At 64.1% G+C, this 23,927-nt stretch carries 23 protein-coding genes and 1 pseudogene; 4 read left to right on the top strand and 20 right to left on the bottom strand.

Going from position 1 to position 23,927, the window contains the following annotated elements; genetic code table 11:
* Positions 1-74: 74 nt before the first annotated feature.
* The 13 genes from NDI56_RS17690 to NDI56_RS17630 all read right to left on the bottom strand — a co-directional run bounded on the left by NDI56_RS17690 (position 75) and on the right by NDI56_RS17630 (position 13,584).
* On the bottom strand, positions 75-1,187 hold the full coding sequence (locus NDI56_RS17690) for an ABC transporter substrate-binding protein (protein WP_310921023.1): 1,113 nt from the start codon (positions 1,185-1,187) through the stop codon (positions 75-77).
* Positions 1,184-2,317 (bottom strand): ABC transporter substrate-binding protein, encoded by a 1,134-nt coding sequence (locus NDI56_RS17685; RefSeq protein WP_310921022.1) that lies wholly within the window; start codon positions 2,315-2,317, stop codon positions 1,184-1,186. The genes NDI56_RS17690 and NDI56_RS17685 overlap by 4 nt, the downstream gene beginning before the upstream one ends.
* Positions 2,314-3,501, bottom strand: a complete 1,188-nt coding sequence (locus NDI56_RS17680; protein WP_310921021.1) for an ABC transporter substrate-binding protein — start codon at positions 3,499-3,501, stop codon at positions 2,314-2,316. Before NDI56_RS17680 ends, NDI56_RS17685 begins: the two co-directional genes overlap by 4 nt.
* The gene (locus NDI56_RS17675) at positions 3,501-4,721 is read right to left on the bottom strand and encodes an ABC transporter substrate-binding protein (protein ID WP_310921020.1); all 1,221 of its coding nucleotides are present in this window, start codon (positions 4,719-4,721) and stop codon (positions 3,501-3,503) included. The genes NDI56_RS17680 and NDI56_RS17675 overlap by 1 nt, the downstream gene beginning before the upstream one ends.
* Positions 4,718-5,908, bottom strand: coding sequence for an ABC transporter substrate-binding protein (locus NDI56_RS17670; protein ID WP_310921019.1), 1,191 nt, complete (start codon positions 5,906-5,908; stop codon positions 4,718-4,720). The genes NDI56_RS17675 and NDI56_RS17670 overlap by 4 nt, the downstream gene beginning before the upstream one ends.
* Positions 5,908-7,092, bottom strand: coding sequence for an ABC transporter substrate-binding protein (locus tag NDI56_RS17665; RefSeq protein WP_310921017.1), 1,185 nt, complete (start codon positions 7,090-7,092; stop codon positions 5,908-5,910). Before NDI56_RS17665 ends, NDI56_RS17670 begins: the two co-directional genes overlap by 1 nt.
* Positions 7,093-7,148: 56 nt before the next feature.
* Complete coding sequence (locus NDI56_RS17660; protein ID WP_310921015.1) at positions 7,149-7,400, bottom strand: hypothetical protein; 252 nt, start codon at positions 7,398-7,400, stop codon at positions 7,149-7,151.
* The gene (locus NDI56_RS17655; RefSeq protein WP_310921014.1) at positions 7,342-8,244 is read right to left on the bottom strand and encodes an ABC transporter ATP-binding protein; all 903 of its coding nucleotides are present in this window, start codon (positions 8,242-8,244) and stop codon (positions 7,342-7,344) included. The genes NDI56_RS17660 and NDI56_RS17655 overlap by 59 nt, the downstream gene beginning before the upstream one ends.
* Positions 8,244-9,371: a FecCD family ABC transporter permease gene (locus NDI56_RS17650; RefSeq protein WP_310921013.1), complete on the bottom strand. Its 1,128-nt coding sequence runs from the start codon at positions 9,369-9,371 to the stop codon at positions 8,244-8,246. Before NDI56_RS17650 ends, NDI56_RS17655 begins: the two co-directional genes overlap by 1 nt.
* On the bottom strand, positions 9,361-10,314 hold the full coding sequence (locus NDI56_RS17645; RefSeq protein WP_310921012.1) for an NAD(P)/FAD-dependent oxidoreductase: 954 nt from the start codon (positions 10,312-10,314) through the stop codon (positions 9,361-9,363). The genes NDI56_RS17650 and NDI56_RS17645 overlap by 11 nt, the downstream gene beginning before the upstream one ends.
* A 2-nt stretch (positions 10,315-10,316) precedes the next feature.
* Entirely contained in the window at positions 10,317-11,459 is a 1,143-nt protein-coding gene (locus NDI56_RS17640) for an ABC transporter substrate-binding protein (RefSeq protein ID WP_310921011.1), read from the bottom strand.
* A gap of 162 nt (positions 11,460-11,621) precedes the next feature.
* Entirely contained in the window at positions 11,622-12,638 is a 1,017-nt protein-coding gene (locus NDI56_RS17635) for a HEAT repeat domain-containing protein (RefSeq protein WP_310921010.1), read from the bottom strand.
* 136 nt (positions 12,639-12,774) lie between these two features.
* Positions 12,775-13,584, bottom strand: coding sequence for a ZIP family metal transporter (locus NDI56_RS17630; RefSeq protein WP_310921009.1), 810 nt, complete (start codon positions 13,582-13,584; stop codon positions 12,775-12,777).
* Between the two features lie 139 nt (positions 13,585-13,723).
* Between NDI56_RS17630 and NDI56_RS17625 the strand changes: the two genes are divergently transcribed.
* Positions 13,724-13,915, top strand: coding sequence for a hypothetical protein (locus NDI56_RS17625; RefSeq protein ID WP_310921008.1), 192 nt, complete (start codon positions 13,724-13,726; stop codon positions 13,913-13,915).
* Between the two features lie 45 nt (positions 13,916-13,960).
* Here NDI56_RS17625 and NDI56_RS17620 read toward each other — a convergent pair whose 3' ends face one another.
* The 3 genes from NDI56_RS17620 to NDI56_RS17610 all read right to left on the bottom strand — a co-directional run bounded on the left by NDI56_RS17620 (position 13,961) and on the right by NDI56_RS17610 (position 15,667).
* Positions 13,961-14,809: an alpha/beta fold hydrolase gene (locus NDI56_RS17620; RefSeq protein WP_310921007.1), complete on the bottom strand. Its 849-nt coding sequence runs from the start codon at positions 14,807-14,809 to the stop codon at positions 13,961-13,963.
* An 86-nt stretch (positions 14,810-14,895) separates the two neighbouring features.
* Positions 14,896-15,201 carry a CGCGG family putative rSAM-modified RiPP protein gene (locus tag NDI56_RS17615; protein ID WP_310921006.1) on the bottom strand — a complete coding sequence of 102 codons (306 nt, stop codon included), beginning with the start codon at positions 15,199-15,201 and terminating at the stop codon, positions 14,896-14,898.
* A gap of 52 nt (positions 15,202-15,253) precedes the next feature.
* Entirely contained in the window at positions 15,254-15,667 is a 414-nt protein-coding gene (locus tag NDI56_RS17610; protein WP_310921005.1) for an SRPBCC family protein, read from the bottom strand.
* A gap of 179 nt (positions 15,668-15,846) precedes the next feature.
* On the opposite strand from NDI56_RS17610, the gene NDI56_RS17605 reads away from it, so the two are divergent.
* Both NDI56_RS17605 and rdfA read left to right on the top strand, forming a co-directional pair.
* Positions 15,847-16,497, top strand: coding sequence for a helix-turn-helix domain-containing protein (locus NDI56_RS17605; RefSeq protein ID WP_310921004.1), 651 nt, complete (start codon positions 15,847-15,849; stop codon positions 16,495-16,497).
* 138 nt (positions 16,498-16,635) lie between these two features.
* Positions 16,636-17,232 (top strand): rod-determining factor RdfA, encoded by a 597-nt coding sequence (gene rdfA, locus NDI56_RS17600; protein WP_310921003.1) that lies wholly within the window; start codon positions 16,636-16,638, stop codon positions 17,230-17,232.
* 3 nt (positions 17,233-17,235) lie between these two features.
* Here the strand turns inward: rdfA and NDI56_RS17595 are convergent, their stop codons facing one another.
* The 3 genes and pseudogenes from NDI56_RS17595 to NDI56_RS17585 all read right to left on the bottom strand — a co-directional run bounded on the left by NDI56_RS17595 (position 17,236) and on the right by NDI56_RS17585 (position 20,474).
* The gene (locus NDI56_RS17595; protein ID WP_310921002.1) at positions 17,236-19,164 is read right to left on the bottom strand and encodes an archaea-specific SMC-related protein; all 1,929 of its coding nucleotides are present in this window, start codon (positions 19,162-19,164) and stop codon (positions 17,236-17,238) included.
* 393 nt (positions 19,165-19,557) lie between these two features.
* Positions 19,558-19,859, bottom strand: a pseudogene (locus NDI56_RS17590) (transposase); the annotation flags it as partial.
* A 102-nt stretch (positions 19,860-19,961) separates the two neighbouring features.
* Positions 19,962-20,474 (bottom strand): SRPBCC family protein, encoded by a 513-nt coding sequence (locus NDI56_RS17585; RefSeq protein ID WP_310921001.1) that lies wholly within the window; start codon positions 20,472-20,474, stop codon positions 19,962-19,964.
* Positions 20,475-21,680: 1,206 nt separating this feature from the next.
* On the opposite strand from NDI56_RS17585, the gene NDI56_RS17580 reads away from it, so the two are divergent.
* On the top strand, positions 21,681-21,845 hold the full coding sequence (locus tag NDI56_RS17580) for a hypothetical protein (RefSeq protein ID WP_310921000.1): 165 nt from the start codon (positions 21,681-21,683) through the stop codon (positions 21,843-21,845).
* A 158-nt stretch (positions 21,846-22,003) separates the two neighbouring features.
* On the opposite strand, the gene NDI56_RS17575 is transcribed toward NDI56_RS17580, so the two are convergent.
* Positions 22,004-23,923: a molybdopterin oxidoreductase family protein gene (locus NDI56_RS17575; protein WP_310920998.1), complete on the bottom strand. Its 1,920-nt coding sequence runs from the start codon at positions 23,921-23,923 to the stop codon at positions 22,004-22,006.
* Positions 23,924-23,927 lie beyond the last annotated feature (4 nt).

The raw sequence follows: 23,927 nt of genomic DNA, 5'->3' as shown, positions 1-23,927 counted from the left end.
TAAAACAACATAGTCTTTGCCATTACCGGGACTGTACCGGGGTCGAATCCCGGTTCTCAGAGTCGTGGTGCTCGTCAGCGCTCTCCCGTGACGATATCGGCTACCCGCTCCCTGTCGAAGAGCTGTTGGTCGCCGAACGTCTCGGGATACAGCCCACGGGCCGCCGCTTCGAGCTGGAACAGGTGGATAATCGGGCCTTGATAAGTCAGCCCACCGTAGTACACACGGCCGTCCTGCACCGCGGTGAGTTCGCTGGCGACACTGTGCTGTTCCATGTGTTCGAGGATGTTCCGCCGGAAGTACTGCTCGGTAATCTCGCCCTGGAGACGGACGGCGATGGCATCGGGGTCGATTTCGAGCAGCGTCTCGTAGTCGATGGTCCCGCCGCCTGCCTGGGCGTCTGTCACCCCGTTCGCGGCGAGCGCGTCACCCACCCGGAGGTCGCGCCAGTGTTTCGACTGTGTCCCCGCCCCGACCCGGTACGGGTAGAACGAGTCCGGCGGGGTACCAGCCGGATACAGCACAGCGAGATCCGGGGTCGTGGGCGGGAGCCGAGACTGGACGTCTCTCAGGACCTCGTCGTGGAGTTCCCGGAACGATTCGTAGCGGCCCCGCCGCTTGAACACCGCCGCGAGCTTCTCGAAGGCCTCGTACAGCGAGTAGTACCGGTAGTCGTGCCAGTCGTACACCCTGGTGAAGACGGTGTTGCCGAAGAAGGGCGCGACACGGGTCCGTATCTCCTCCACGTCGTCTCGGCTCCACTGGAGCCGGTTGCGCATGAAGTTCGGGTCGACGACGTGGATGTCGGCGTCCACGTCGTAGAACACCTCCCGACCTGTCCCGCCGTTGTAGAGCTCCGTTAGCGCGTCGGTGTCGACGGAGACGCCCGGCAGTTCGTCGTAGTAGTGGGTCCCGAACCGGGCTTTCACACCGATAGCCGAGAGCCCGTCGCCCGCGCCGAGCGCGACGCCCATGTCGGCGTAATCGGCGGTGTAGGCCAGCCAGCGCTGCGGGACGCTGTCGAACTCGACGGTGCCGACAGGCTCCATCGTCACCGAGTGTGACCCGTCCGCCGTGCCTCCCGTGGGCGACTCGCCGCCACCGCTACAGCCGGCCAGCCCACCGGTGGCGGCGATGGCGCCGTATTTCAGTGTGGCCCGACGTGTCGCCGATGTGTCGTCGGTCATCGGTCGAACGTCCCGGTGACGATGTCCGCGACCCGCTCGCGGTCGTACAGCTGTTCACCGCCAAACTCGTCGGCGTAGAGCTGGCTTGCGGCTCGTTCGGTCAACGAGAGGTTGATAATCGGTCCTTGGTAGAAGCCACCGGCGCGGTGGACGTTCCCGTTCTGTACTGCCGTCAGCTCACTCGCAACGTCGTGGTCCTCGAAGAACGAGAGGAACGTCTGCTGGAACTCCGTCGCCGACAGCGACTCGTACCCGTACAGCATCAGGTAGTCGGGGTCGACGTCGAGGAGTTTCTCGTAGCCGATGCTAGCCCGCGCCGCGGTGAACGTCTCGACGTCGGACTCTTCGAACGCGTCCGAGACGCCGAGGTCGCGCCACTGCTTCCAGCCGGTCCCCTGCTCGATTCGGAACGGGTAGAACACCTCGGGTTCCTCCGAGACTACCATCACTGTCGCAACCGACGGGCAGTCGTCCACCGGTGGCAGACGGTTCTGAAGATCGGTCCGGACCGCCTCGTGGAGGCTGGCGAACGCCTCGTACCGGGCCTGTTCCTGAAACACGTCGGCCAGTTTCTCGAAGGCCTCGTACATCGTGTAGTACCGATACCCGTCGTGCCAGCCGTAGTTCCGGCTGAACACCGTGTTCCCGAAAAAGGGCGCGACCTTCTCGGCGAGTTCGTCGATATCGGCCCGGCCGAGATTCTCGACGCGATTGGTGAGGAAGTTCGGGTCGAAGACGTGGAGGTCCACGTTCTGCTCGTAGAACAGTTCCTTGTCGATGCCGGCGTCGTAGAGCTGGAGGATATCGCTCCTGTCGACCGACACGCCCGGAATATCCTCGTAATGATGGGTGTGATACCGGCTCGTGGTCGTCAGCCCCGCCGGTGGGTCCTGGCCCAGCGCGATACCCATATCGGCCCAGCCGGCCGTCATCGCGAGCCACGTCTCGGGAACGCTGTCGAACTCGACGGTGCCCACCGGCTCGATGGTCGCCGAGTACGCCCCCGTTCCAGTCGGCGTGGCGCTCTGGTCGGCGACGTCCGAACAGCCCGCCAGTCCGAGACCTGCGGTGACAGCGCCGCCGTATCTGAGCGTGTCTCGCCGCGTCGGCGGGGTGCGCTCGTCGGTCATTCGCCACCCTCCCCGTCGAGGATGTCCGCGACTCGCTCGCGGTCGAACAGCTCGTTCTCCGCCGGCGTTTCACCGACGCCACGGAACTCGCCGAACTCGTCGGGATATATCTGCTGTGCGGCCGTCTCCAGCTGGAAGAGGTTGAAAATCGGGCCCTGCATGGGTGTGCCGCCGACGTAGACGCGGTCGTTTCGAATCGCGGTCAGCTCCTTCCCGACGGGGTCGTCTTCCAGCGCCAGCAGCGCCTCGAACCGGTCGGAGGGCTCGATGTCCCAGTGGTGGACGATGACGTCGGGGTCGATATCCAGCATCTGTTCGAGGTCGATGTCGGCCGAGCTGTTCGCGTAGGTCTTGTCCGACCCGGCGAAGGCGCCGACGGGTTCGAGCGGGCGGTAGTGGGCCTTCGCGAAGCCCGGGCCGTTGATCTCGTAGGCGCCGAACGTCTCCGACTCGGCGTTGTAGACGACGAGCGCGACGGTCGGTCGCTCGGACTCGGGTGGGAGCCGGTCGCTGATGCTCTCGACCATCTCGTCGCGGACGTTCCGGAGCTTTTCGCCGCGGTTCTGGACCTGATACACCTGACTGAACTTCTCGGCGAGTTCCCAGACGCTGTAGTACTGGTAGTTCTCGCGGCACTCGCCCTCGGGCGGCGTGCTGTGTGCGCGACTGAACCGGTTACAGAAGAACGGGCCGACCTTGCTCTCGATGTCGTCGAACTCCGACCGACTCCAGCCGGAGTCGAAGGAGAGCCAGCGGCAGGGGTCGAGATGGTGGACGTCGGCGTCCAGCTCGTAGAACAGTTCCTCGGGGAGCCCGTCGTTCCACAGCGCGGTCAGGTCGCTCGTATCGAAGGTCACGCCCGGAAGCTGGTCGTAGTAGCCGGTGTAGTAGTTGTCGGGGAAGCCCAGTGAGACGACGCGGTCCTGCTGGCCCAGCGCGACCAGGTGGTCGGCCCAGACCGCGTCGTAGATGGCCGCCGTCTCGGGGACGCCGTCGAACTCGACTTCGCCCATCGGCGCCATCTCGACTGTGTACGACCCGGTTCCGGTGGGCGTGCCCTCTCCGGACTGTCCGGCGAAGTCCGAACAGCCCGCCAGTCCGAGGCCGGCGGCGACTGCGGCGCCGTACTTCAACGTGTCTCTGCGCGTCGGTGCGTCGTGTCGAACGTCGGTGTCGTTGCTCATTAGCTGTCTCCGTTGACGATGTCTGCGACCCGCTGGCGGTCGAACAGTTTCTCACCGCTCTGCTCCGCGGGGAATCTGGTCGGTTCGTACTCACCGAACTCGTCGGGGTAGAGCTGCTTCGCGACGGCTTCCATGTTGAACAGGTTCGTCACGGGGCCGGAGCCGGTCGCGGTGCCGGGCAGGACACGCCCGGACTGGACGGCCCGGAGTTCGCCCCCGAGCGGGTCGTCGGCCAGCTGGCCGACGATACCGTTTTTCCAGTCGAGCTGCTCCCCGCCGAAATCGACCCCGGTGAGGAAGTTGTACCCGTTGCGCCAGAGAATCACCTCCGGGTCGGCTTCCAGCAGCGCCTCGAAGTCGACTCGCGTCGACCACTCCCCGTCGGGGATGATGTCGGCGAAGGCGTTGTTCGAGGGGTCGAGCTCCAGGTCGCGGAACACCTTGTTCTGGTAGCCCGGCGCGTCGGCCCGCATCACCTGTGCGGTGTCGAAGTCGCCCCACCAGTTCACGTTCATGTAGCCGTAGGAGGGACGCTCTTCGACCGGCGGCGTCCGCCGACGAATCTCCGCACGAAGCTCGTCGTGGACCGACTTGAGCGCCTCGTACCGCGCCGTCTCTTGGAACAGCTGCGCGATGCGTTCGGTCCCCTCGTACAGCGTGTAGTACGGATAGGCGTCCGAGAACTGGGGACGACGCATCCAGCTTCCGAAAAACGGCGCGACGTTCTCGGTGATCTCCGTGATGTCGCTGTCATCCAGCCCGAGATAGTGCTTTGCGACCGTCGGGTCGATGAGGTTGAGGTCGGGGTCGACCTCGTAGAATATCTCCTTGTCGGCGCTGTTGGAACCCGCCGGGAAGAAGTCGGTCACGCTCTCGGTGTCGATGTCGACGCCCGGGAGTCGGTCGTAGTACGCCGAAGGGAAGTGGTTCTCGGGTCCGTTCATCGCGAGGACGCGGTCGAACTGGCCCAACGACGCGACGATGTCGGCGTACCCGGTGATGTAGATCGTTATCTCCTCGGGCGGCCCGGAGAACTGCATCGTCCCAGTCGGCTCCATCGTCACCGAGTAGCTCCCCGTGCCAGTCGGCGTGCCCTCTCCGGACTGTCCGGCGAAGTCCGAACAGCCCGCCAGTCCGAGGCCGGCGGCGACAGCGCCGCCGTACTTCAGTGTGTCTCTGCGCGTCGGTGCGTCGTGTCGAACGTCGGTGTCGTCGCTCATTGGCTGTCTCCGTTGATGATGTCCGCGACCCGCCCGCGGTCGAACAGCTGTTCGCTCTCGGGTATCTGACCGAATCCCGTGAACTCCCCGAACAGGTCGGGGTACAGTTGCTTGGCCAGGGACTCGGTCTGGAAGAGGTTCGTCACCGGGCCCTGGGAGTTGTTGCCACCGCGGTAGACGTCGTCGTTCTGCACCGCGGTGAGCCGGCTGCCCAGCGGGTCGTCGGCCATCGGTTCGATGACCTGCTCGACGAACTCCTCGCGCGACTCGGTCGTGAAGATGCCGTTGTGAATCACCAGGACGTCCGGGTCATAATCGAGTAGCGTCTCGTAGTCGACTGTCGCATACGAGGTGTCGTTTGACACGGCCCCCTCCATCCCGTTCCGGACTTCGAGGTCGATGTACTGTTTCTTGCCGTAGCCGGGGTCGATGTGGTAGGCTCCGAACTCGCCGTTCTCGACCATCTCCGGGCCAGTCGCAACCAGCCCGACTTCCGGACGCTCCGACTCCGGCGGCAACTCGGCCCGGAGGCCACCGATGAACTCGTCGTGGAACGCGCTGAACGCCTCGAACCGCTCCTCGCGCTGGAAGACTCTCGACACTTTCTCGAATATCTCGTACAGCGAGAGGAACGGATAGTCCCGCTGCTCGCCGACACGTCGGCGAGCGTAGTGGCCGAAGAAGGGGCCGACTTTTTCCGAGAGTTCGTCGACGTCCTCGGGCGTGAGCAGCCACTGACTCATATACTCGGGGTCCATCAGATGGACGTCACAGTCCATCTCGTAGAACCACTCCTTGTCGGCCTCGTAGTCCGAGTTGACCTCTATCTCCGCCAGCGACTCACCGTCGACGTCGACGCCCGGGAGTTCGTCGTAGAACTCGAAGGGGTACTGGCTGGTTTTGTAGACGGCTTGCAGGCGGTCGCCGACGCCGAGCGCGACGCCTATGTCGGCGTGTGTCACCCGGTAGGACATGTACGTCTCCGGGACGCCGTCGAACTCGACTTCGCCCATCGGCGGCATGGAGACCGTGTACGGGCCGGTCCCGGTCGGCGTGCCGTCGCCGCCGGACTGCCCGGCGAGGTCCGAACAGCCGGCCAGTCCGAGACTGGCTGCTGCCGTGGCGCCGTACTTCAGTGTGTCTCTGCGTGTCAGTCCGTCCTGTCGTCGGTCGGTGTCGTTGCTCATTAGATGTCTCCGTCGATGATGTCCGCGACTCGCTGGCGGTCGAACAGCTGCTCGTCTTCGGGGAGTTCCGGATACCCGTCGCCGTCCTCGTAGGTCGGCCACTCGCCGAAGACCTCGGGGTAGAGCTGTTTGGCGCCCATCTCTATCTGGAAGAGATTCATTATCGGGCCCTGATACCGCATCCCCTGTGCGTACACCCGGTCGTTCTGTACCGCGGTCAGGTCGCTGCCGACGGGGTGGTCTCTGAGTGTCGCTCGCATCTCGCTCATGCTCCGGGACGGCGTCAACCCCCACAGATGGAAGATCGCGTCGGGGTCGGCTTCGGCCATCGTCTCGAAGTCGACCTGTCCCCAGAGGCTCCCCCAGTCCTCCTCGGCGAAGGCGTCGACCGCCCCCAGCGGTCGAGTGTCGGCCAGCCAGTAGCCGGGTTTGTTGAGATGGTACGTGTAAAAGGACTCCCCGTCACCGGCGATAGACACACGCACCGCGGTCGGCCGTTCGTCCTCCGGCGGCAGGTCCCGCTGCACGGTGTCTACGAGGTCTGTGTGGACCTGTTCGAGGGCCTCGTACCGCTCGTGTGCATCGAAGACACCTGCGACACCCTCGAACAGCTCCCACAGGTCGTAGTACTCGTAGTCATCGTAGCCCTCCGGCGGCGAGGCCCGTGTCCCGCTGTAGAAGTTACCGAACCACGGCCCGATCTGGGTCTCGACCTCCTCGATATCGCCCCGGTCCCAGTTTTGCTGGGTCGAGGCCCACGCCGGGTCGGCGAGGTGAACGTCGCTGTCGAGCTCGAACAGCAACTCCCGAGAGAGGCCATCGCTCAGTGGGTCGTGGAGGTTCTCCCAGTCGAACGAGACCCCGTCGAGATGCCGGTAGTAGTGGTTCATCGTCGTCCCCGACATCTCCGGGACGTAGACTGCGTTGACGGCGTCGCCGTGCCCGAGCGACACCGCCATGTCCGCGTACTGCGGGAAGACGGTGAAGACGGTTTCGGGGACGGCGTCGAACGCGACCGTACCCATCGGTGACAGCGTCACCGAGTAGCTCCCCCCGCTAGTCGGGGTTCCCTCGCCGGACTGGCCGACGAAGTCGGCACAGCCCGCCAGTCCGAGGCCGGCGGCGACCGCCCCGCCGTATTGCAGCGTCTCTCTGCGCGTTCTTCCACTGTTCTCGTGGGCCATATTTTAGGCTAGCCTAAAAATTATAAAAACACTTCGGTTCTTAGGCAAGCCTAAACCTACGGTTCGCTCCCGACGGTGCCCGTGGTGCGTTCGAGGAACGCCTCGGGCAGCGCCTCGATTTCGCCCGTCCGGACGCCCCAGAGCTTGGCGTAGAGCCCGAGGCCGTCGCTCCGGAACAGGCGGGCCAGCGACCGCGAGACCCGCTCGTGGTAGGCGTCCAGTCGGTCTCGAACGGCTCCGACGAGGCCATCACCCGCCTCCGCCGTCGCTCCGGGCGACGGGGTCGTCAGTTCCCGGGGCCTCGTCACCGCCGCGACGGGGGCGGAGCGGTTCGATGCGCGGTCCCCGCGGTGTCAGGTCGACCTCGGCCTCTATCTCGAACACCTCCGCGAGGAGCGCTTCGGTGACGACTTCCTCGGGCGTGCCGCGGGCCTGAATCTCGCCGTCTCTGAGCGCGACCATCTCGTCGGCGAGCCGGGCCGCCTGCTGGATGTCGTGCAGGACGACGACGACCGTAATCTCGCTCTCTTCGCGCAGCGTCTCGATTATCTCCATCACCGCAAGCTGGTGGTGCAGGTCGAGGAAGGTGGTCGGCTCGTCGAGCAACAACACGTCGGTCTCCTGGGCGAGTACCATCGCGATCCACGCCAGTTGCTTCTGACCGCCCGAAAGCTGGCCGACCTCGCGGTCGCGGAGGTGGTCACACCCCGCGAGCGCTATCGCCCGGTCGACGGCGGCCTCGTCGTCTTCGGTGACGCTCTCGAAGAACCCGCGGTGGGGGTACCGGCCGTGGTAGACCAACTCCTCGACCGTGATGCTATCCGGCGAGGTGCTCTCCTGTGAGAGCAACCCCAGCTTGCGGGCCAGTTCTTTCGTCCCGAGCGACCGGATATCCCGTCCGTCGACGACTACCGAACCCTCTGTGGGGGTGAGCTGGTCAGCCAGCCCTTTCAGGAGCGTGCTCTTCCCCGAGCCGTTCGGACCGACGAGGGCCGTGACGGCGCCACTGCCGGCGGTAATCGACTCCCCGTCGACGACGGGCTCGTCGGTCCCGGGGTACTGTAAGACCAGTTCCTCGCCCGTGAGAGAGCCGTCCGCTCCGCTCTCCGCACCGCTTCCGCCCCGGCCGGATTCGAGGGCGTTCTCGGCCATCAGATCTCACCCATCTCGTCCTGCTTGCGCATCAGGTAGAGGAAGTACGGGCCGCCGACCAGACCGGTCACGATGCCGACCGGAATCTGCGTCTCCGACCCGACGAGGACGCTCATGCCGAGGCGGGCGCCGACGTCGGCCCCGACCATCAGCGCCGGGCCGGCGAACGCACACCCGACGATGAGCCTCCTGTAGTCGCTGCCGACGATGTTGCGCACCATGTGCGGGACGATGAGGCCGACGAAGCCGACGATGCCGGCGACGGCGATACTCGCGGCGGCCGCGAGCACGGCGACGCCCGAGAGGGCAAAGCGGACCTTCTCGACGGACATCCCGAGTGATTTGGCCGTCTTCTCGCCCAGCAGCAGGACGTTCAGCTGTCGAGACCCGATCAGGGCGAGCCCCATCGCGACGACCGTCCAGGGCAGCGCCATCCGCACCTGTTCCCAGTCGGTGCCGGTCAGCGAGCCGGTGGTCCACGCGATAGCGCTCTGGACGACACCGATATCGTCGGCGAAGAAGAACAGCGCCGTCTGGAACGAGCTGAAGATGGTCCCCACGATGACCCCCGCCAGCACGAGCCTGACGGGCGAGGTGCCGTTCTTCCACGCGATGATGTAGACGATGAGGAAGGCGACGGCGCCGCCGAGGGCCGCGGCCAGCGGGAGGAACGCGGCCATCCCGGTGAACAGGACCAGCGTGAGCAGAATCATCAGCCCGGCCCCCGAAGAGACGCCGAGGATGAACGGGCTCGCGAGTTCGTTGCGGGTGACCGCCTGGAAGATAGCGCCCGAGACGGCCAGATTCATCCCCACGAGCATTGCGACGAACACCCGCGGCAGACGGATGTTCCAGACGATGAGACTCTCCGTGCTCATCTCGGGCATCTTCATCCCCCAGATAAACGCGTCCCAGGCCCGCAGACTGAAGACGACGTTCGGGTTGAACACCGCCTGCCACGCTTCGACGATGGTCATCGAGTAGGTGCCGTGGCTCACCTGGAGAAGCCCCCCGCCGACGATGACCGCCAGACTCCCCAGACAGAGCGTCGCCAGCGAGCCGTCGAACCAGCCCAGCCACCGTTCCCGACGGGTCGGCGGTGTCGAACTCGCCGTCTCACTGGCCATGGCTACTCACCTCCCCGCCGTGGAGATACGCCGCGATGCGGTCGTCGTCCATCGCGTCGAGCAGCGCGCCCTCGTCACAGCCGGCGACGACCGCCTCGGCGTCGAGATGGCCGGCCAGAGCCGCCTGCCCGCTCTCGGCGCGGGCCGCTCGCTCGGCCGGGCCGATGTACGACGAGAGCGAGTCGTCGAGCGCCGCCGTCCGGACGCGGTCGAACCGCTCGGAATCGGGTTCGACCGGGGCGCCGGGACCGTAGTACTCGTCGAACCACTCGACCCACGCCTCCCGGTCGCCCCACTCGTCGTCCAGTTCCGCCTCGCGGCGGACCCAGTCGACGCCGTCGGCGACGGCCTCCCACCAGCCGTCGTCGACCCGCGCGTCGGTGATAACCTCACCGGCCACTCGCGCACCGCGCCCGGCCGCGACGATGGCCTGCTGTGACTCCTCCGAGGGCGACGCCACGTAGAGGTTCGGGACCGCCGTCGTCCCGTCGTGGTTGGCGTAGCTCCGGTCGAAGGATTCGGTGGTCTCGCCGTCGCGCTCGGTCGTCTCGAACATCGCGTCGTCGTCGCCGAGCCCGCGCATGTACGACCCGTCGTATCGGGTCGCCGCGACGACGCGACGGGCGGTGACCGCCGCCCGGTCCTGCAGGTGTACCGAGAATCCCCGCCCGCCCTCCGCGTGGTCGAGTGACTCGACCATCTCCGCCCGGAGTTCACAGCCGGCCTGCTCGGCGTGGTCGTGAAACAGGTCGTACAGGGTCTCGATATCGATTCCGTCGGGGAAGCCGAGGTAGTTCTCCAGATGCGCACACCGTTGCAGCGAGGAGCGACCCCTGTCGAAGATGACCGTCTCCAGACCCGCGCGGGCACAGAACACGCCGGCCGAACAGCCGGCCGGACCGCCGCCGACGATGGCGACCTCGTGGTCGTAGCTTCCTCCCATGGTCAGAGCTCACCGCTGACGATGTCACCGAGCCGCTGGCGGTCGTACAGCCGTTCGTTCTCACCGAACTCCTCGCCGAACAGCTGCCGCGCCGCCCGTTCGGTCTTCGAGAGGTTGCTTATCGGCCCCTGGTACATCCCACCGGCGGGATACACGTCCCCGTTCTGGACCGCGGTCAGCTGACTCGCCGTGGCGTCCTCCCGGAGGAAGGAGAGATACGTCTCCCGGAACTCGTCGCGGGTCCGGTGCTCGTCGGTGTAGAAAAACAGCATCTCGGGGTCGATATCCAGCAGCGGCTCGTAATCGATGGACCCGCGGTCGGAGGTGAAGCTCTCGATGTCGGAGCCCGCCAGGGCGTCGCCGACCCCGAGGTCGCGCCAGTGTTTGTAGGCGGTCCGCTCGCCGATGCGGTAGGGGTAGAACTTCTTTGGCTCCGTCGACCCCGGCGAGAGCAGCGCGATTTCGGGCCGCTCGCTCTTCGGTGGAAGCCGCTCTCGGATACCGCCGATCGTCTCGTCGTGGAACGTCCGGAGCGCCTCGAACCGGTCCGTCCGTTTGAACACGTTCGCGACTTTCTCCGTGGCTTCGTACAGCGAGAAGTACGGGTACCCCTCGTGCCAGGAGTACGTCGAGAAGCTCGTGTTCCCACACATCGGAGCGACGGTCTCAGTAACGCTGTCGACGTCGGCCTGTTTCCAGTTCGGAATCAGGTTGGTCATGTAGTTCGGGTCGATGAAGTGGACTCCCGCGTCGATGTCGTAGAACCGCTCTTTCGTGATGCCGTCCTGCCACAGCGACGTGACGTCGTCCTTGCCCGCCGAGAGGCCGGGGATATCCTCGTAGTGCCACGTCCGATACTCGCCGGTGAGGACGACGGCACTCGGTTTGCCGACACCCAGTGCGACCCCCATGTCGGCCCAGCTGGCGTTCTCGGCGACCCAGGTTTCGGGCACTGACTCGAAGCGCACCTCGCCGGCCGGTGGTATCGTCACCGAGTAGGGGTCTGTACCCGGCGTCGCGGTACGTTCGGTCTGTCCGGCCAGGTCCGAACAGCCGGCGACCAGCCCGCTGGCCAGGAGCCCGGCTCCGTGTTTGAGACAGTCTCTCCGCGTCGCCCTCCGTTGAAGTTGCTTCCGACGGTGCATGAATTTTAGGCCGTCCTAAAGTGACTAAGACCTTTCGACTTTTTGGCGAACCTAAAACCTCTCCCCCCTCGGCGCCCACAGGACCTACTGCGTGGGGTAGTCGAGAGCACCGCCGGACCTTCCTGTTAGACGGTCACGAACCACAGCGACGGTCGGTGGCGGTCAGCGTGGCGCGCCACAGCGTGGACACATCGGGGGTCCCTTCTCGGGGAGCGCGAGTCCGCAGTGGGGACACTCGCCGTCACCGGCAGGGGAGGTAATCGACTCGACGACGGCCTCGGTCCCCGCTCTGACCGATTCGACGGTCCCGAGTTCGGCTGGCTCCGGTCCGGCTCGCTCCTCGCCTCGGCTCAGCCGCCGGAGGAAGCGCACGCGGTCAGCGAGAAACGACGGCGTCTCGCCGTCCATCGAGTCGATGCCGTCGAGTTCGGGCAACGTCTCGCCACTCCCGTCCGATTCGGCGAACACAGCGAGCGCCTCGGCTGCCCGCCCGCGGACGTACGGACTCTCGTCGGACAGCCGGCCCCCGAGTGCGTCCACCGCCGTTGCCAGCTTCTCCGGCCGCTCACAGCCTATCGCCACCAGCGCCGTACAGAGGTGGTACCGGACGAGTTCGCTCTCGTCGTCGAGATGGTCGGCCAGCGACCCGACCTGATGTCGGAGTCGCTCCGGGTCACCCAGTGCGACGTACGCCAGTGCCTTGGCCAACTTCTCTTTGACCTCCGGTTCGTCGAACGACAGCCCGAGACGCAGGTCCGCCAGCGTCTCCGGGTCACTGACAGCTTCGGGGTGTTCGAGCGCGACGTAGCCCAGCGTCTCGGCACACCGGGCCCGGACGTAGTAGAACTCCCCGTCGTCGTCGAGGCGCTGGGCGACAGCGGCCACGGCGGGACGGACCACACCGGGTTCCGACTCGGCGACGGCGACGAGCAACTTCGCGGTGGACAGTCTGACCGCCCGCTGCTCGTCCGTCAGAAACGGCTCCAGTGCCGTGACCAGTCCCTGGAAGCGCGCCGGCGCTTCGTTCGCGACGGTTCGCAGCGAGTGGAGTGCCCGCTTGCGCTGTTCGGGGCCCGCCGCGCTGACCCGGTCCAGACACGCTATCGCCGCCGCACGCTCTCCGTCGGTAACGAGTGTGGCTAGCCGGTCGGACGAGGGCGCTTCTCCGGACTCGTTCATCGGACAACTGCTCTATCGGCATCTCTCGGTCGACGTACGTAATACCCAACGATTGCACGCAGTCGGCTCGCGGGCGGACGCGGTGATTCGGTGGGAGAAGCGTTCGACAGACCGCAGGTGACAACGCTATCGCGGGTCAGACGGCCACGAGCGGGACCATCACCGACACCCCGACGGTGAGGCCGACGGTCAGTTCCCGGTACCCGCGTCCGGCCAGCTCCGTCCCGTGTTCCAGCGCCTCCGGGATGAACTCCGAGACGACCAGGAATATCATCGCCCCCGCGGCGAACCCGAAGCCGGCGGGCAGGAACTCCCGTGCGACGCGGACGAACGCGAAGGCCAGTACGGCGCCGATAGGCTGGGGCAGACTCGAGAAGACGGCCCACCAGACCATCCGCCAGTTCGGGACGCCCATCGACCGCAACGGGATGGAGATAGCGAGTCCCTCCGGAACGTTGTGGATGGAGATGGCGACCGTCATGAATATCGCGAGTACGGGGACGATGAACGGGCCGAACTCGATGCCGCCCGCGAGGTTCAACTCGGCGAAGGAGACGCCGACGGCGACGCCCTCGGGAAAGCTGTGGACCGTGAGAATCCCGAGGATGAGCACGAGCTTCCTGAAATCTGCCTCCTCGTAGGTCCCCGGATCGAACTCGTGGTCGGAGATAATCCGGTCGGCGACGACGACGAGAACCGCCCCGGTGACCAGCCCACCGACCATCAGGTAGATATCGGTCCGCCCGTCGGCCTCGGCCATCCCCTCCATCACCAGCCCGAACAGCGACGCGGACACCATGATGCCCGACGCGAGCCCCCACAGCGCGACCTGCAGCCTGTCGCTCACCTCCCCGATGACGAAAAACGGGAGCGCGCCGATACCTGTCGCCAGTGCCGTTACCAGCCCCGCGGTGAACACGAGGAGTAAATTTCCCAGCAGTGACATGAGTAATCTATATAGTAGTCGGTATATAATTATGTATGCTAACTATCATTTTTCGGTTGGCCTAAATACTTGACATGTCTTGCACGCCTTCTGGTACCCTTTCCAGACAGGGACAGCCATTAGTATTGAACAGACAGTCGTGACGTTGGCGTCGACGCCGACGCTGTACACGTCGAGTCAGGACGCGCTCGAATCGAAGACCCGATTTATCCTCGGCACGGCTATCTACGCTACAGACCTCGTGCGCAGGCGGTTCGTGCTCCCCCACTCCGAAGACGACCCGACGGTCGACGAGATGGCCGTGGCGGAAGGGGTACCCAACGACGACTGAGTCTCATCTCTACGCTCGGACGGAACATCTGATGACAGGCGCCGCTCACGGCGGCTGGTGGGTGCTGCCTCTCGGTGCCATAGTCGCAAAGAAGGCCCCACACGCCTCGTTGAACGCCCGCGGATTGTCCTGGTTGAGCAGGTGGCCCGCAGCTGGTATCTCGCCTAACTTCGCCCGAGGAACAGTCGCAGCGAGTCGCTCGCCCTGGCGCTTGACCATGGGCGCTTCCTGCTCACCGTAGAGGACGAGCACCGGCGTCTCGATGTGGGACAGGTTCGGCGGTTCGACCTCGTAGAGCGCACTGAATATCTTCCGATACTCGTCCGGCGAGACGTCGTCGAGAGCAGCTAAGGATTTCGAGCGGACTTCGGGGTCGACCGTCAGCCACCGCCGGCCAGTTATCGCTCTGACGGACGCCAGAAGCGACTGAAACGTCGCGGTCGACCCGAACGTGGACACGATTCCCGTGATCGCCGGAAGCGGCGAGAGCATGGGTTTCATCACCGGTGGGATGTCGACCGGGGGCATCGACTGAAGCGGCCCGCCGATGACGGCACCTCGCGCCCGGTTTGGATGTCTGTCGAGATACGACTGCACTACCATTCCGCCGACGGACAGGCCACACAGAATCGGACTGTGGATATCCAGGCGTTCAAGGAGGCGTTCGAGATCGTCTACGAACAGGTCTATCGAATAGTTTCGTGTCCCGGTCGGGCCGGTCCGGCCGTGCCCCCGCAGGTCAAACGTCACCACCCTGTACTCGTCGGCGAATCGCTCGACCTGCTCGTCCCACGATTGGTTGTTCAGCCAGCCACCGTGAATACAGACCAGCGGCGGCCCACTCCCTCGCTCCTCGTACCAGAGCGTTCCGTCCTCGATAGATACTGTCGGCATGCAGTAGATACTGTGGCTTTTCAGGTTTAACGCAGCGGCTTGCGAGCGTCAGGTCCCGCGACGGTCTCTCAGTCCGTCGCCTTTCGTCACCGGGCGTAGACGCGGGTAACGTGGCCGCCACAACCACATTGCCGGACGGACTCGACACCGGTGTCGTCGCCGCACGCCGCGTCGGGATTCGGGAGCAGGGACGTCTCCGGGTGACCGTGGTTCGCGTGCGCAACGAGATTGACGTGGTTGCCCGGAACGGTCTGTTCAATAGCTGTCTCGGCTTGTTCGCGGACGAGCTCCCGGTCGTCCGCGTGGACGGTTTTCTCCGGATTCGCCGACCAAGAGTTGTCGTGACTGTGGTCGGTCACCGGTTCGACCGATTCGTCGGAGGGAGCCGTCATACCGAACAGTTCCGGTCGTTGCTTCGTAGCCCGTGTGCCGAACAGGTTCGGTTCACTCGGCCAGGGTCGCGAGGTAGTCGAACTGCGCCCGCAGTTCCCGTCGGCGCTGGCGCGAGACGACGGTGGCGTCGAGGACGGGCCCGACGAGCCGCGCCTGAACCGCGAACTCCGTGGTGGCCTCGACTTCGACCCCACTGGCGGTCTCGGTCAACGTGTACCGGGTCACCATCTCGTCGAAGATGCCGTCGCGCTGTTCGTAGGCGAGAACGGCGTCGCTGTCCTCGAAGAGCTCCAGCTCCAGTTCGATGGTCGCGAGCCCGACGTGGTTGGTGATTCGGACGACATCGCCGTCGACGCCCACGTCGTCGAACTCGGCGGCGCGCATGAACGTGCCGACGTCGGTCATCGCGTCTCGGAGCTCGTCGATGTCGGCGTCGACGGTCTCTGTCACTGTGACGGTTTCCATGGGTGAGCGTAGCTGCCTCTCCTATAGTAGCCAATGCACACCCGACCGCACGACGACAGTGCGGTCGGTGTGTGAATCGTTCCAATTGTCACTATAGACTAATGTTCCGGACGGCTAAGCCAGTACTGGCGAACATGTTCGGGAACACTGACGGTACCGGGGACCGAACACGGCCACGCATGCCGAGCGCGAAACTCAGGCTCACGGTTCCGGAGGAGATATGGCTGGGAGAGCTCACTCGGAGCCATCCCGAGACACAGATCCGAGTCCTCGCGGCTATCCCGGACGGCCTGTCGGGGGTCGGGCTGATAGAGATAGCCGGGCAGACCACCGATTCCGTCGTCGCCGCGATGCGAGCCGAAGACGACGTCACGGAAATCGAAGTGCTCCAGCGCGGGGACGGCGAAGCGCTGGTTCAGTTCGAGACTTCGAACCCACTCCTGCTCTTGCCGGCCCGCGGGTCCAGCGTGCCCCTGGAGATGCCGTTCGATATCAGGGACGGCGAGGTAACGTGGGAAGTGACGGCCCCGACGGAACAGCTCTCGGAGCTGGGGACGCAACTGGACGAGTTCGGCATTCCCTTTTCGGTGGAATACATCCGTCAGGAGACGGCCCGGGAACGGTTACTGACCGACCGCCAGCGGGAGGTCGTCGAGGCGGCAGTCGCAGCGGGATACTACGACACGCCCCGGCAGTGTTCGCTGACCGAACTCGCCGACCGCATCGGCGTCGCGAAGTCCACCTGTTCTAACACCCTCCATCGGGCCGAGGAAGCGATAGTCAAAGAGCACGTCCGGCGAGAGGTCGTCAGCGACCTGTCGACGGCGTAACCCGAACCTGTTCGGGACAACCGCTACTGGGGACCACAGACAACACTCCGGATATGACTACCGCGGACCTAACAGAACCACACGACCGTCAACTCCAGAACCCGAAATTAAATATGCTGCCACCGTACCCCCGAAGCGATGCAAGGAACGTCGGACGGCGGGTGCAAAATCGACAGGGTGACCGAGGCACGGGGGCTCACCGACATCGAAGAACGCCTCCAGACCCGGTGGGCTGACGGCGAGAGTCTGCGAGACCTGGAGCGGTATTTCAACCAGGCGGTGCTGCGAACCGCGATGGCGTCGGCGGGGATGGAGACCATCGACGGCGAATCGTCGAATCTGTATCGGCTTCTGACCGATGACGAAGTCACGGCCGGGAAACGGGTCGACGCGGAGTCCAGGCTCCGTCGGAACGGCGTCGACCCCGACTCCGTGACTGACGACTTCGTGAGCTATCAGACAGTTCGGACCCACCTCAACGACTGTCTCGGCATCCAGACCACGCGCGAAAGCACTCTCACTGTCGCCCAGGCGCGAAACACGGTACACAAGCTCGTCTCACGCATCGAATCGGTCACGTTGCGGACCATCGAACGGCTCTGCAGACAGGATACGTTAGCGATCGCTGCCCCCTCTGTGACCGTGAGTGTCAGGGTGGCGTGTTCGGAGTGTAACGACGAGTACACGTTCTCGACCCTCCTCACGGAGGGGCATTGTTCCTGTACGGAAGAGTGACACTCAGGGTGTGCCAGTGAACGACCGCGTCGAGACGGTGTCGTAGGCGTCCTCGAGTTCGTACGCTTCCTCCGGGAGAACAGCGGCGACGACGTAGTCGGCGTGTGCGTCGAACAGCTCCATCAGCCCGTCGATGCGTTCGGCGTCGAACATCTCGACGGCGTCGACGACGAGGAACGGGACGGCCTCGCCCGCGTCGTGAACGAGGTAGCCTGCCAGCGCGACGACGAGTCCGATGACTTCCCGCTCGCTCTTGCTCAGACTGTCGACCGTGTCGTCGTAGACTTCGCCCTCCTCGTTCGCCCTGACGATGTGGAGCTCGAACGCCGACTCGGAGAGCCGGCCGTTCCCCTCGGCCCGGCGCTCTAGCCAGATCCGTTCTACGGAGTCGTAGCCCAGCGCGTCGAGGACCTCTTGCATCATCTCGTTGAACGTGCTCACGAGGTCCTGCTCGATGCTTTCGATTCGGTCGCGCTGGTCACGCAGCTCGGTCGCGACCGACTCGCGCTCTGCCTCGATATCTCCCCGAGCGGCGATTTCGGACTCTATCTCGTCGATCTCCGCGTCGACGGATTCGAGGTCGCTGGCCACGCGGCCACGCTCGTACTCGAGGTCACTGATATCGTCGTAGAGGCCCTGTAGCCGCGCCTCCTCGTCCGGGTCGTCCGTGGTCGCCCGCTGGAGCTCTTCGATGTCCGACTCCAGGGATCGCAGGTCCGACTGAAGGGTCTCGACTTTCTCTCGGCGTCGGTCGAGTTCCGCGGAGATATCCTCCTGGCGCTGTTGGAGCCGTTCGGTTTGCTCAGCGCGGCTCTCCAGTTCTCGGCGCTGCTCGGTCAGTGACTGGATGCGGCTGGTTACCGTGTCCCGCTGGTCCCGGTTTGCGACGACGATGCTCTCGATAGTCTCGACCTGCTCTGAAATCTGTGCCTCGTCGACAGTACTCCCGCACGTCCAGCAGTTGACCTGCCGGGATTCGGGGTTCAGTTTGGCGGTCACGTCGTCCTCGGTCATCGAGTCGGGGATGTCGGCCTCGTCGTCGAGCAACTGGGCGTTCATCTCGACGATCGAACTGAGAGCGTTGATTTTGGACGTGAGGTCCTGTTTCTGCTGATGGAGGCGGTCCAGTTCCGTCGTTATCTCCTCGACGGACGTCCCGTCCGAGGTCGGCTGTTGCTCCGAGAGTTTCGTCGTGACCTCGTCGAGTTCCGACTCCAGCGATTCGATCGCGTCCTCTTGGGCCCTGACGTGGGAACGGACCTCGTTTCGCTTCTCGCGCTTGTCCTTGAGATCGTCGGTGACGTCGTCTGCCTCGGCTTCCAGCTCTTCGACCTCGTTTCGCTTCGAACGGAGCTCCGTCTCCAGTTCCGCCTTCCGGTCCCGCAGTGTCTCTCGGCGCGACCGGATTCCGGGGAGACGACTCTCCATCGAGTCGAGTTCCGCGAGGCGGTCGTCGAGCGCGTCCTTGCGGTCACGGAGGCGGGAGATCTCGGCTCTGATCGCGGCCGTGTCGACCGGGCGCATCAGGAGGTCGTAGAGGTCGTCCCCGGCGAGGATGGCCCGGCGGATCGGATTGGTCTCGGTGAGTGCAACGAACAGTTCACAGAGCACAGCAGAAGACGTGTACACGTCGCTGTTGGTCGCGACAGTCTGGCCGTTCCGGCGTTCCAGTTCCAGTTCGTATTCTGTGTCGTCGACCGTCAATCGGACCATCCCGCTCTCGGCATCGTTCTTTAGTGGCGGCACGGGGCCACCGAGTACGCCCGCTAGCGCACGCAACAGCGATGATTTGTTCGACGCGTTGCGTCCTGACAGCAGCGTCACCCCATCTGTGATCGCGAGGTCGACGTCGGTGATACCGCCGACGTTTTCGACTGTCAGTCGGACTGGACTATCGCTCTCTTCGCTCTGACGTGATAATCTATCTTTCATATCTCCTCCAAGGTATCGTCTGGGCGAGGGCAGCAACCCGCTCGTGTTCCCACCTCTCGTCTGTCAGAGTAGATCCGAAATCCGCCCGTGTCCGGCTTCCGGCCGCTGGAAGTCGACGAGCCGACGGATTCGGCGCAGGCAGTGGCTGCCGGCAGTGAGTGACTCGATGATCGACGCGGAGTGGCGTTCAGGTTACGGCCCAGTTTCTGGGTCAAGCTATGCGGAGTACAACAGATAAATATGTTGTATATTCCCTCTGACTTTTTATTCAACAGTTTGCTATCTGCCGAGGAAAGCACCAGCCCGTCACGCGGAGAACTCGCTTGTCCCGGCTGGGGCAGTCGGTGTGGGTTCCGTTTTCCAGAAACGCTCTTGCGTAGCACATTGTTGATTTCAGAGCGTCGCTCGGATAGCGTGTTTGAGTGCGTCTCGCCCTGGTTTTCTGTATAGTTCTCGCCGGATTGGAACGCTCTGAGATACTGTGTCAACTTGTCCTTGGAGACGCCTCGATGGGGCGAGAGCCACAGTCGCACCCGCGACGCGTGGCTCTCGCAGGTATTGACGTGTACCTCGTCGGCCGCGTATTCGCCGTCGCCGTGGACGACGTATTCGCGGATGAATGCGTCGTCGTCTGCAAGCGGATCGTACGCCCAAAAACCGTCGGTAGAGAGTGTCAACGACTCCTGCTCGCGGTGCGGTGCCCTTGTCCTCTTCGACTCTGTAGCTAGCGCTCAGCAGTATCAACAATTCAGTGTATTAATACATTCCTCACTGAGCGAAAAATATTAAGGCAGTGATTATAAGTCGATGCCGATGTCGGCATCGTCTAGATCTAGTGTGAAATTCGAAGTAAATTCTTGTTTGACGCTCTTGTGTCGCATCCAGAACATCGCTCTTATAGCGAGTGGCCAGATGAGTTGGCCGGTCGGCCAACATTTGTCTGGCAATTCGTATTCGACGTGATCGTGAACGACAGTCTCATCACCGACAGTCCGGAACCTGTGAGTGTGTGTCCACTTGGGAAATGACCCTTGGACCATCTCCTCACGAAACATCGCTTCGTCGTCCGACCGCTCACGCTCAACAATCCGCAAAACCAACGGCTGGTCGAAATCAATCCAAGTTTTGAAAGCGACGGTAGAGCCAGTCTCTAACACTTCCGGACCGTGGTCACCGTCGGGGCCCTTTATCTCCTTGAGCTCAAAGAGGAACCCAGGGGTTATTTTGCGGCGTAGGTCAGCTACCGAATAAAGTTCCCATATGTCGTCAAGAGACGCGTTAATACGCGTCTCAGAGTCGAGAACAGACATACCCCTGCTATATCTGGGTTTTTCAAAAAACTACTGCATAGCTAGTAGACCTGCCAGTACATTCGCACTCAGTAGCACTCTCCGTGTAGACCGGCGGTATCGGAGGTAAACCTGTGCAGCGCAGTCAAAGCACGCTGTTAGTGCATCGGCCGGACGAACCTGAGCCAGTCCCCACAGCCACTGACGAGCATACGCGTCTCGACAGGGAAGCCCCACCCGTATCTGTTGCCTGCCGCCGAGCACTGGCGACGACTCGCGACCCACAGCGACTCGGGAGCAAGCCGACGATCGCGTGCCCGCACTGTCCGTTTGAGGGATCGGTGTCGATCACGGTGACACAGGACCGGCCCGACACTGAGCAGTGACGGTGGGCCTGCTATACAACTCTGATACTGATTCTCCAGCGGTTATGACTGCGAATCGGGATCTGCTCCCATGCCGTCGAGTCGGTGTGGAGCGGTCCGAATCCGGTGAGCGGACAAAAATGCCCGAACGTCACGCGCGGGTATCAGGAGCAGGCTACCGCTCAACAGTATCCACAATCTCCTACGCAAGAGCGTTCCAGAAAATACGGCTCTGACTGCGGTCGCTCAGCTCTGGTCGAAGCACACGGGTGGGACCGTTCGACGTCTGGACCTATCGCCACTCTGAATATTCGGCAAATTCGTATTTACAGACTACATATCAAAATATCCAAAATACATGATCCAAATACTTTTTTGAGAAGACCACGCAGAGAGACATATCTCACAGCGTCTGTGGGTCACCGAACTTGTTTCGCAAAACACCGTCGGACGCGTGTGACAGGGGGTGCCATCCCTGTACGTTCAATACGCGAGAGAGCGGCTCAGGGCACCTTCAAACAGATTTAAACCAAAAGCTCCATTACCACCTACTGGGAAGGAGACTCTAGTTCTCTCGGTCAGGAAGGGCGCTGTCGCGGCCTGAATCTATCGTTCTACAGCGGCTAGCTGTCGCACGATAGCACACTATACTAAACGTGGACGATACACGATTTATAATATCTATAGAACTAGCTATCTTTTAACAGCTCGACGAAAAGCCCGAGATTGTCGTGCCGACATTTGACGTGGCTTATCCAGTCGAGACATTTTAACGAACGATAATGCATATTTTGACCGCTATAAACATCTGGAATTTTCCGCCCATCGGGATATGTGTCTGGGGGTACAACAGTGAAACGAGATGAACGCGAGCAAAACACAAACCCACGCACGCCACGAACCGACGGAGAAGTTCTACCTCCCCGCAGTCACGGTGCCGCAGAATCCGGGCCGCGTTGAGGCCTTCGTCGAGGACCTCTTCGACTTCCACGGTGTCGTGCCGATTCCGACCAGTTACAACAGGTAAGCGCAGTCCTGCGGAGACATCTACGAATCGGTACCCGACGTATCACCACCCGCTTCGAGATCGCGATAACTCGAAGACGGCCCCCTTCGACTGCGTATCTGTGGTCCGATCTGCCAAGGTTCCGTGAGTCCCCTTCTCGAAGAAAGAGCCGTACCCGACTACGCGGGGTCGAGGCGTACTGTCGAGCCGCCGCTGCGTAAGAGCGGATCGGCGACGATAGCCGGGAGATAGACCGTCCCCGACCGGGTCCCCTCGTCGACCTGCGCTGTCGCCACGACCTCGGTCACTCCGTCGGTGACAATCACCTCGTCGCCGGCGTCGATGTTCCGTTCGGCCGCGTCGGCCGCGGCGAGCCGAAGGACTGCTGTCGCCGCGGAATCGTCGGCGAACTCGCTCGTGCGGCCGCCGGTCACGAGCCTGAGACTGTCGGCCGAGTCACGCTCCGGGACCGACCGTGCCGTCCCGAACGCCGCGAGGCCGTCGTCGGTGTCGAACGTCGCTCTGTACAGGACCCCGTCCGAATCGAACGGCCACTGGCGGCCGCCGGCGTCGAGGTCGGCGTACGCGATGCCGGCGTGTGTCGGCGCGACCCGCGACAGTTCGTCGAACACTGCCTCCGGACCATCGTAGTCGAACGACGCTGGCTTCCCGGTCAGCCGTGCCCCTAACTCCGAGAGGATATCGAGGTCGGGGCGGGCGTCTCCCGGCGCCGTCGCCGCCCGGGGGAACCGCTGCACCCGTCGTTCGAGATTCGTGAGGCTCCCGGACTTCTCGACGCCCGCTGCCGCGGGGAGGACCACGTCTGCGTGTTCTGTGGTACTGTTCGGCATGATGTCGACGACGACGAGCGTGTCCAGCCCGTCGAGCCGCCGCTGTAGCCACTCCCGCTCCCGCTTCGAGACGGCGGGGTTCTCACCGACGACGAGCGCGCCCCGAACTCCCTCGCCGAAGGCCGCGAGCAACTCCCGAGCGTTCTTCCCGGGCGTCGACGGCGGTGTGACGCCCCACTCGTCTGCGACCCGGTCGCGAGCCGCGCGCTCGGTCACCGGCTGATACCCCGGAAGGTAATCGGGTACACAGCCCGCGTCGACTGCCCCTTGCTCGTTCGCGAGGCCGCGGAGGACGAACAGACCGGTTCCGGGCCGGCCGACACTGCCGGTCAGCAACAGGAGATCGAGCAACGCCGCCGCCGTCTCGCCGTCGCCGCCCTCGATTCCGGTCCCGACCATCGCCGCGATGGTGTCGGCGGCCGCGAGTTCGTCGCCGACGCGAGCCACGCTGTCCGCGTCGACGCCGGCGGCGCTGACTGCGCGCTCCCGGTCGTAGTCGGCCATCGACTCCCCGAACCGGTCGAAGCCCCGCGTCCGGTCGGCCACGAACGACCGGTCGACGCCGTCCCCGTCGGCCAGCAACCGGGCGGAAAACAGGTCGAACACCGTCGCGTCCCGGCCGGGCCGCGGGGCGACGTGGTAGTCGGCCAGTCGGGTCGTCTCGTTCGCGACTGGGTCGACGTGGACCAGTGTCGTCCCGTCTCTGACTGCCGGCCTGACGAAACTGTTGAACGCGATCGGCTGTCGCTCGGCGGGGTTCGCGCCCGCGACGATGACGACGTCGGCCTCGCGGACGTCAGCGAGGCTGTTCGTCGTCGCCGGCCAGCCGAGCCGCTCAGCGAGTGTCCGTGCGGCCGAGACGTGACAGAGCCGCGCCCGGTTGTCCACGTTGTTGGTGCCGAGAGTGCGTGCGATTTTCTGGAGGAGGTAGTTCTCCTCGTTGGTGCAGTGGGGCGCGCCGAGGAACGCCAGGCCGTCAGACCCCACAGCCGTTCGGACGGCGCGTAGGCCCTCGGCGGCGCGGTCAAGCGCCGTCGCCCACGAGACCGGTCGGAGGCGCCCGTCACGCCGGACCAGCGGCTCCGTCACCCGGTCATCGCCCACGTCGAAGGCCCCGACGCCCTTCGAGCAGAGACGGCCCTCGGGGTTGGCGGGGCCGGGGACGCCCCGGGCTCGCCCTCCATCGCCCGCTTTCAGCCGACAGCCGACCCCACAGAGGGGGCAGACCGTGGTCGCTCGCTCGGTCACGGTG

This window comes from Halomicroarcula saliterrae (genome assembly GCF_031624395.1).
Classification (GTDB): Archaea; Halobacteriota; Halobacteria; order Halobacteriales; family Haloarculaceae; genus Haloarcula; species Haloarcula saliterrae.
The sequence above is the reverse complement of the archived record's forward strand: the minus strand, read 5'-3'. Positions and strand labels throughout refer to the sequence as shown.

Excerpts from the sequence above, each read along its gene's own strand:
- NDI56_RS17655 (WP_310921014.1), bottom strand. The coding sequence starts at position 8,244 with ATGGCCGAGAACGCCCTCGAATCCGGCCGGGGCGGAAGCGGTGCGGAG.
- NDI56_RS17675 (WP_310921020.1), bottom strand. The coding sequence starts at position 4,721 with ATGAGCGACGACACCGACGTTCGACACGACGCACCGACGCGCAGAGAC.
- NDI56_RS17680 (WP_310921021.1), bottom strand. The coding sequence starts at position 3,501 with ATGAGCAACGACACCGACGTTCGACACGACGCACCGACGCGCAGAGAC.
- NDI56_RS17640 (WP_310921011.1), bottom strand. The coding sequence starts at position 11,459 with ATGCACCGTCGGAAGCAACTTCAACGGAGGGCGACGCGGAGAGACTGT.
- NDI56_RS17645 (WP_310921012.1), bottom strand. The coding sequence starts at position 10,314 with ATGGGAGGAAGCTACGACCACGAGGTCGCCATCGTCGGCGGCGGTCCG.
- NDI56_RS17665 (WP_310921017.1), bottom strand. The coding sequence starts at position 7,092 with ATGGCCCACGAGAACAGTGGAAGAACGCGCAGAGAGACGCTGCAATAC.
- NDI56_RS17580 (WP_310921000.1), top strand. The coding sequence starts at position 21,681 with ATGAACGCGAGCAAAACACAAACCCACGCACGCCACGAACCGACGGAG.
- NDI56_RS17650 (WP_310921013.1), bottom strand. The coding sequence starts at position 9,371 with ATGGCCAGTGAGACGGCGAGTTCGACACCGCCGACCCGTCGGGAACGG.
- NDI56_RS17585 (WP_310921001.1), bottom strand. The coding sequence starts at position 20,474 with ATGTCTGTTCTCGACTCTGAGACGCGTATTAACGCGTCTCTTGACGAC.
- NDI56_RS17685 (WP_310921022.1), bottom strand. The coding sequence starts at position 2,317 with ATGACCGACGAGCGCACCCCGCCGACGCGGCGAGACACGCTCAGATAC.
- NDI56_RS17615 (WP_310921006.1), bottom strand. The coding sequence starts at position 15,201 with ATGACGGCTCCCTCCGACGAATCGGTCGAACCGGTGACCGACCACAGT.
- NDI56_RS17635 (WP_310921010.1), bottom strand. The coding sequence starts at position 12,638 with ATGAACGAGTCCGGAGAAGCGCCCTCGTCCGACCGGCTAGCCACACTC.
- NDI56_RS17630 (WP_310921009.1), bottom strand. The coding sequence starts at position 13,584 with ATGTCACTGCTGGGAAATTTACTCCTCGTGTTCACCGCGGGGCTGGTA.
- NDI56_RS17620 (WP_310921007.1), bottom strand. The coding sequence starts at position 14,809 with ATGCCGACAGTATCTATCGAGGACGGAACGCTCTGGTACGAGGAGCGA.
- NDI56_RS17605 (WP_310921004.1), top strand. The coding sequence starts at position 15,847 with ATGCCGAGCGCGAAACTCAGGCTCACGGTTCCGGAGGAGATATGGCTG.
- NDI56_RS17595 (WP_310921002.1), bottom strand. The coding sequence starts at position 19,164 with ATGAAAGATAGATTATCACGTCAGAGCGAAGAGAGCGATAGTCCAGTC.
- NDI56_RS17670 (WP_310921019.1), bottom strand. The coding sequence starts at position 5,908 with ATGAGCAACGACACCGACCGACGACAGGACGGACTGACACGCAGAGAC.
- NDI56_RS17610 (WP_310921005.1), bottom strand. The coding sequence starts at position 15,667 with ATGGAAACCGTCACAGTGACAGAGACCGTCGACGCCGACATCGACGAG.
- NDI56_RS17690 (WP_310921023.1), bottom strand. The coding sequence starts at position 1,187 with ATGACCGACGACACATCGGCGACACGTCGGGCCACACTGAAATACGGC.
- rdfA (WP_310921003.1), top strand. The coding sequence starts at position 16,636 with ATGCAAGGAACGTCGGACGGCGGGTGCAAAATCGACAGGGTGACCGAG.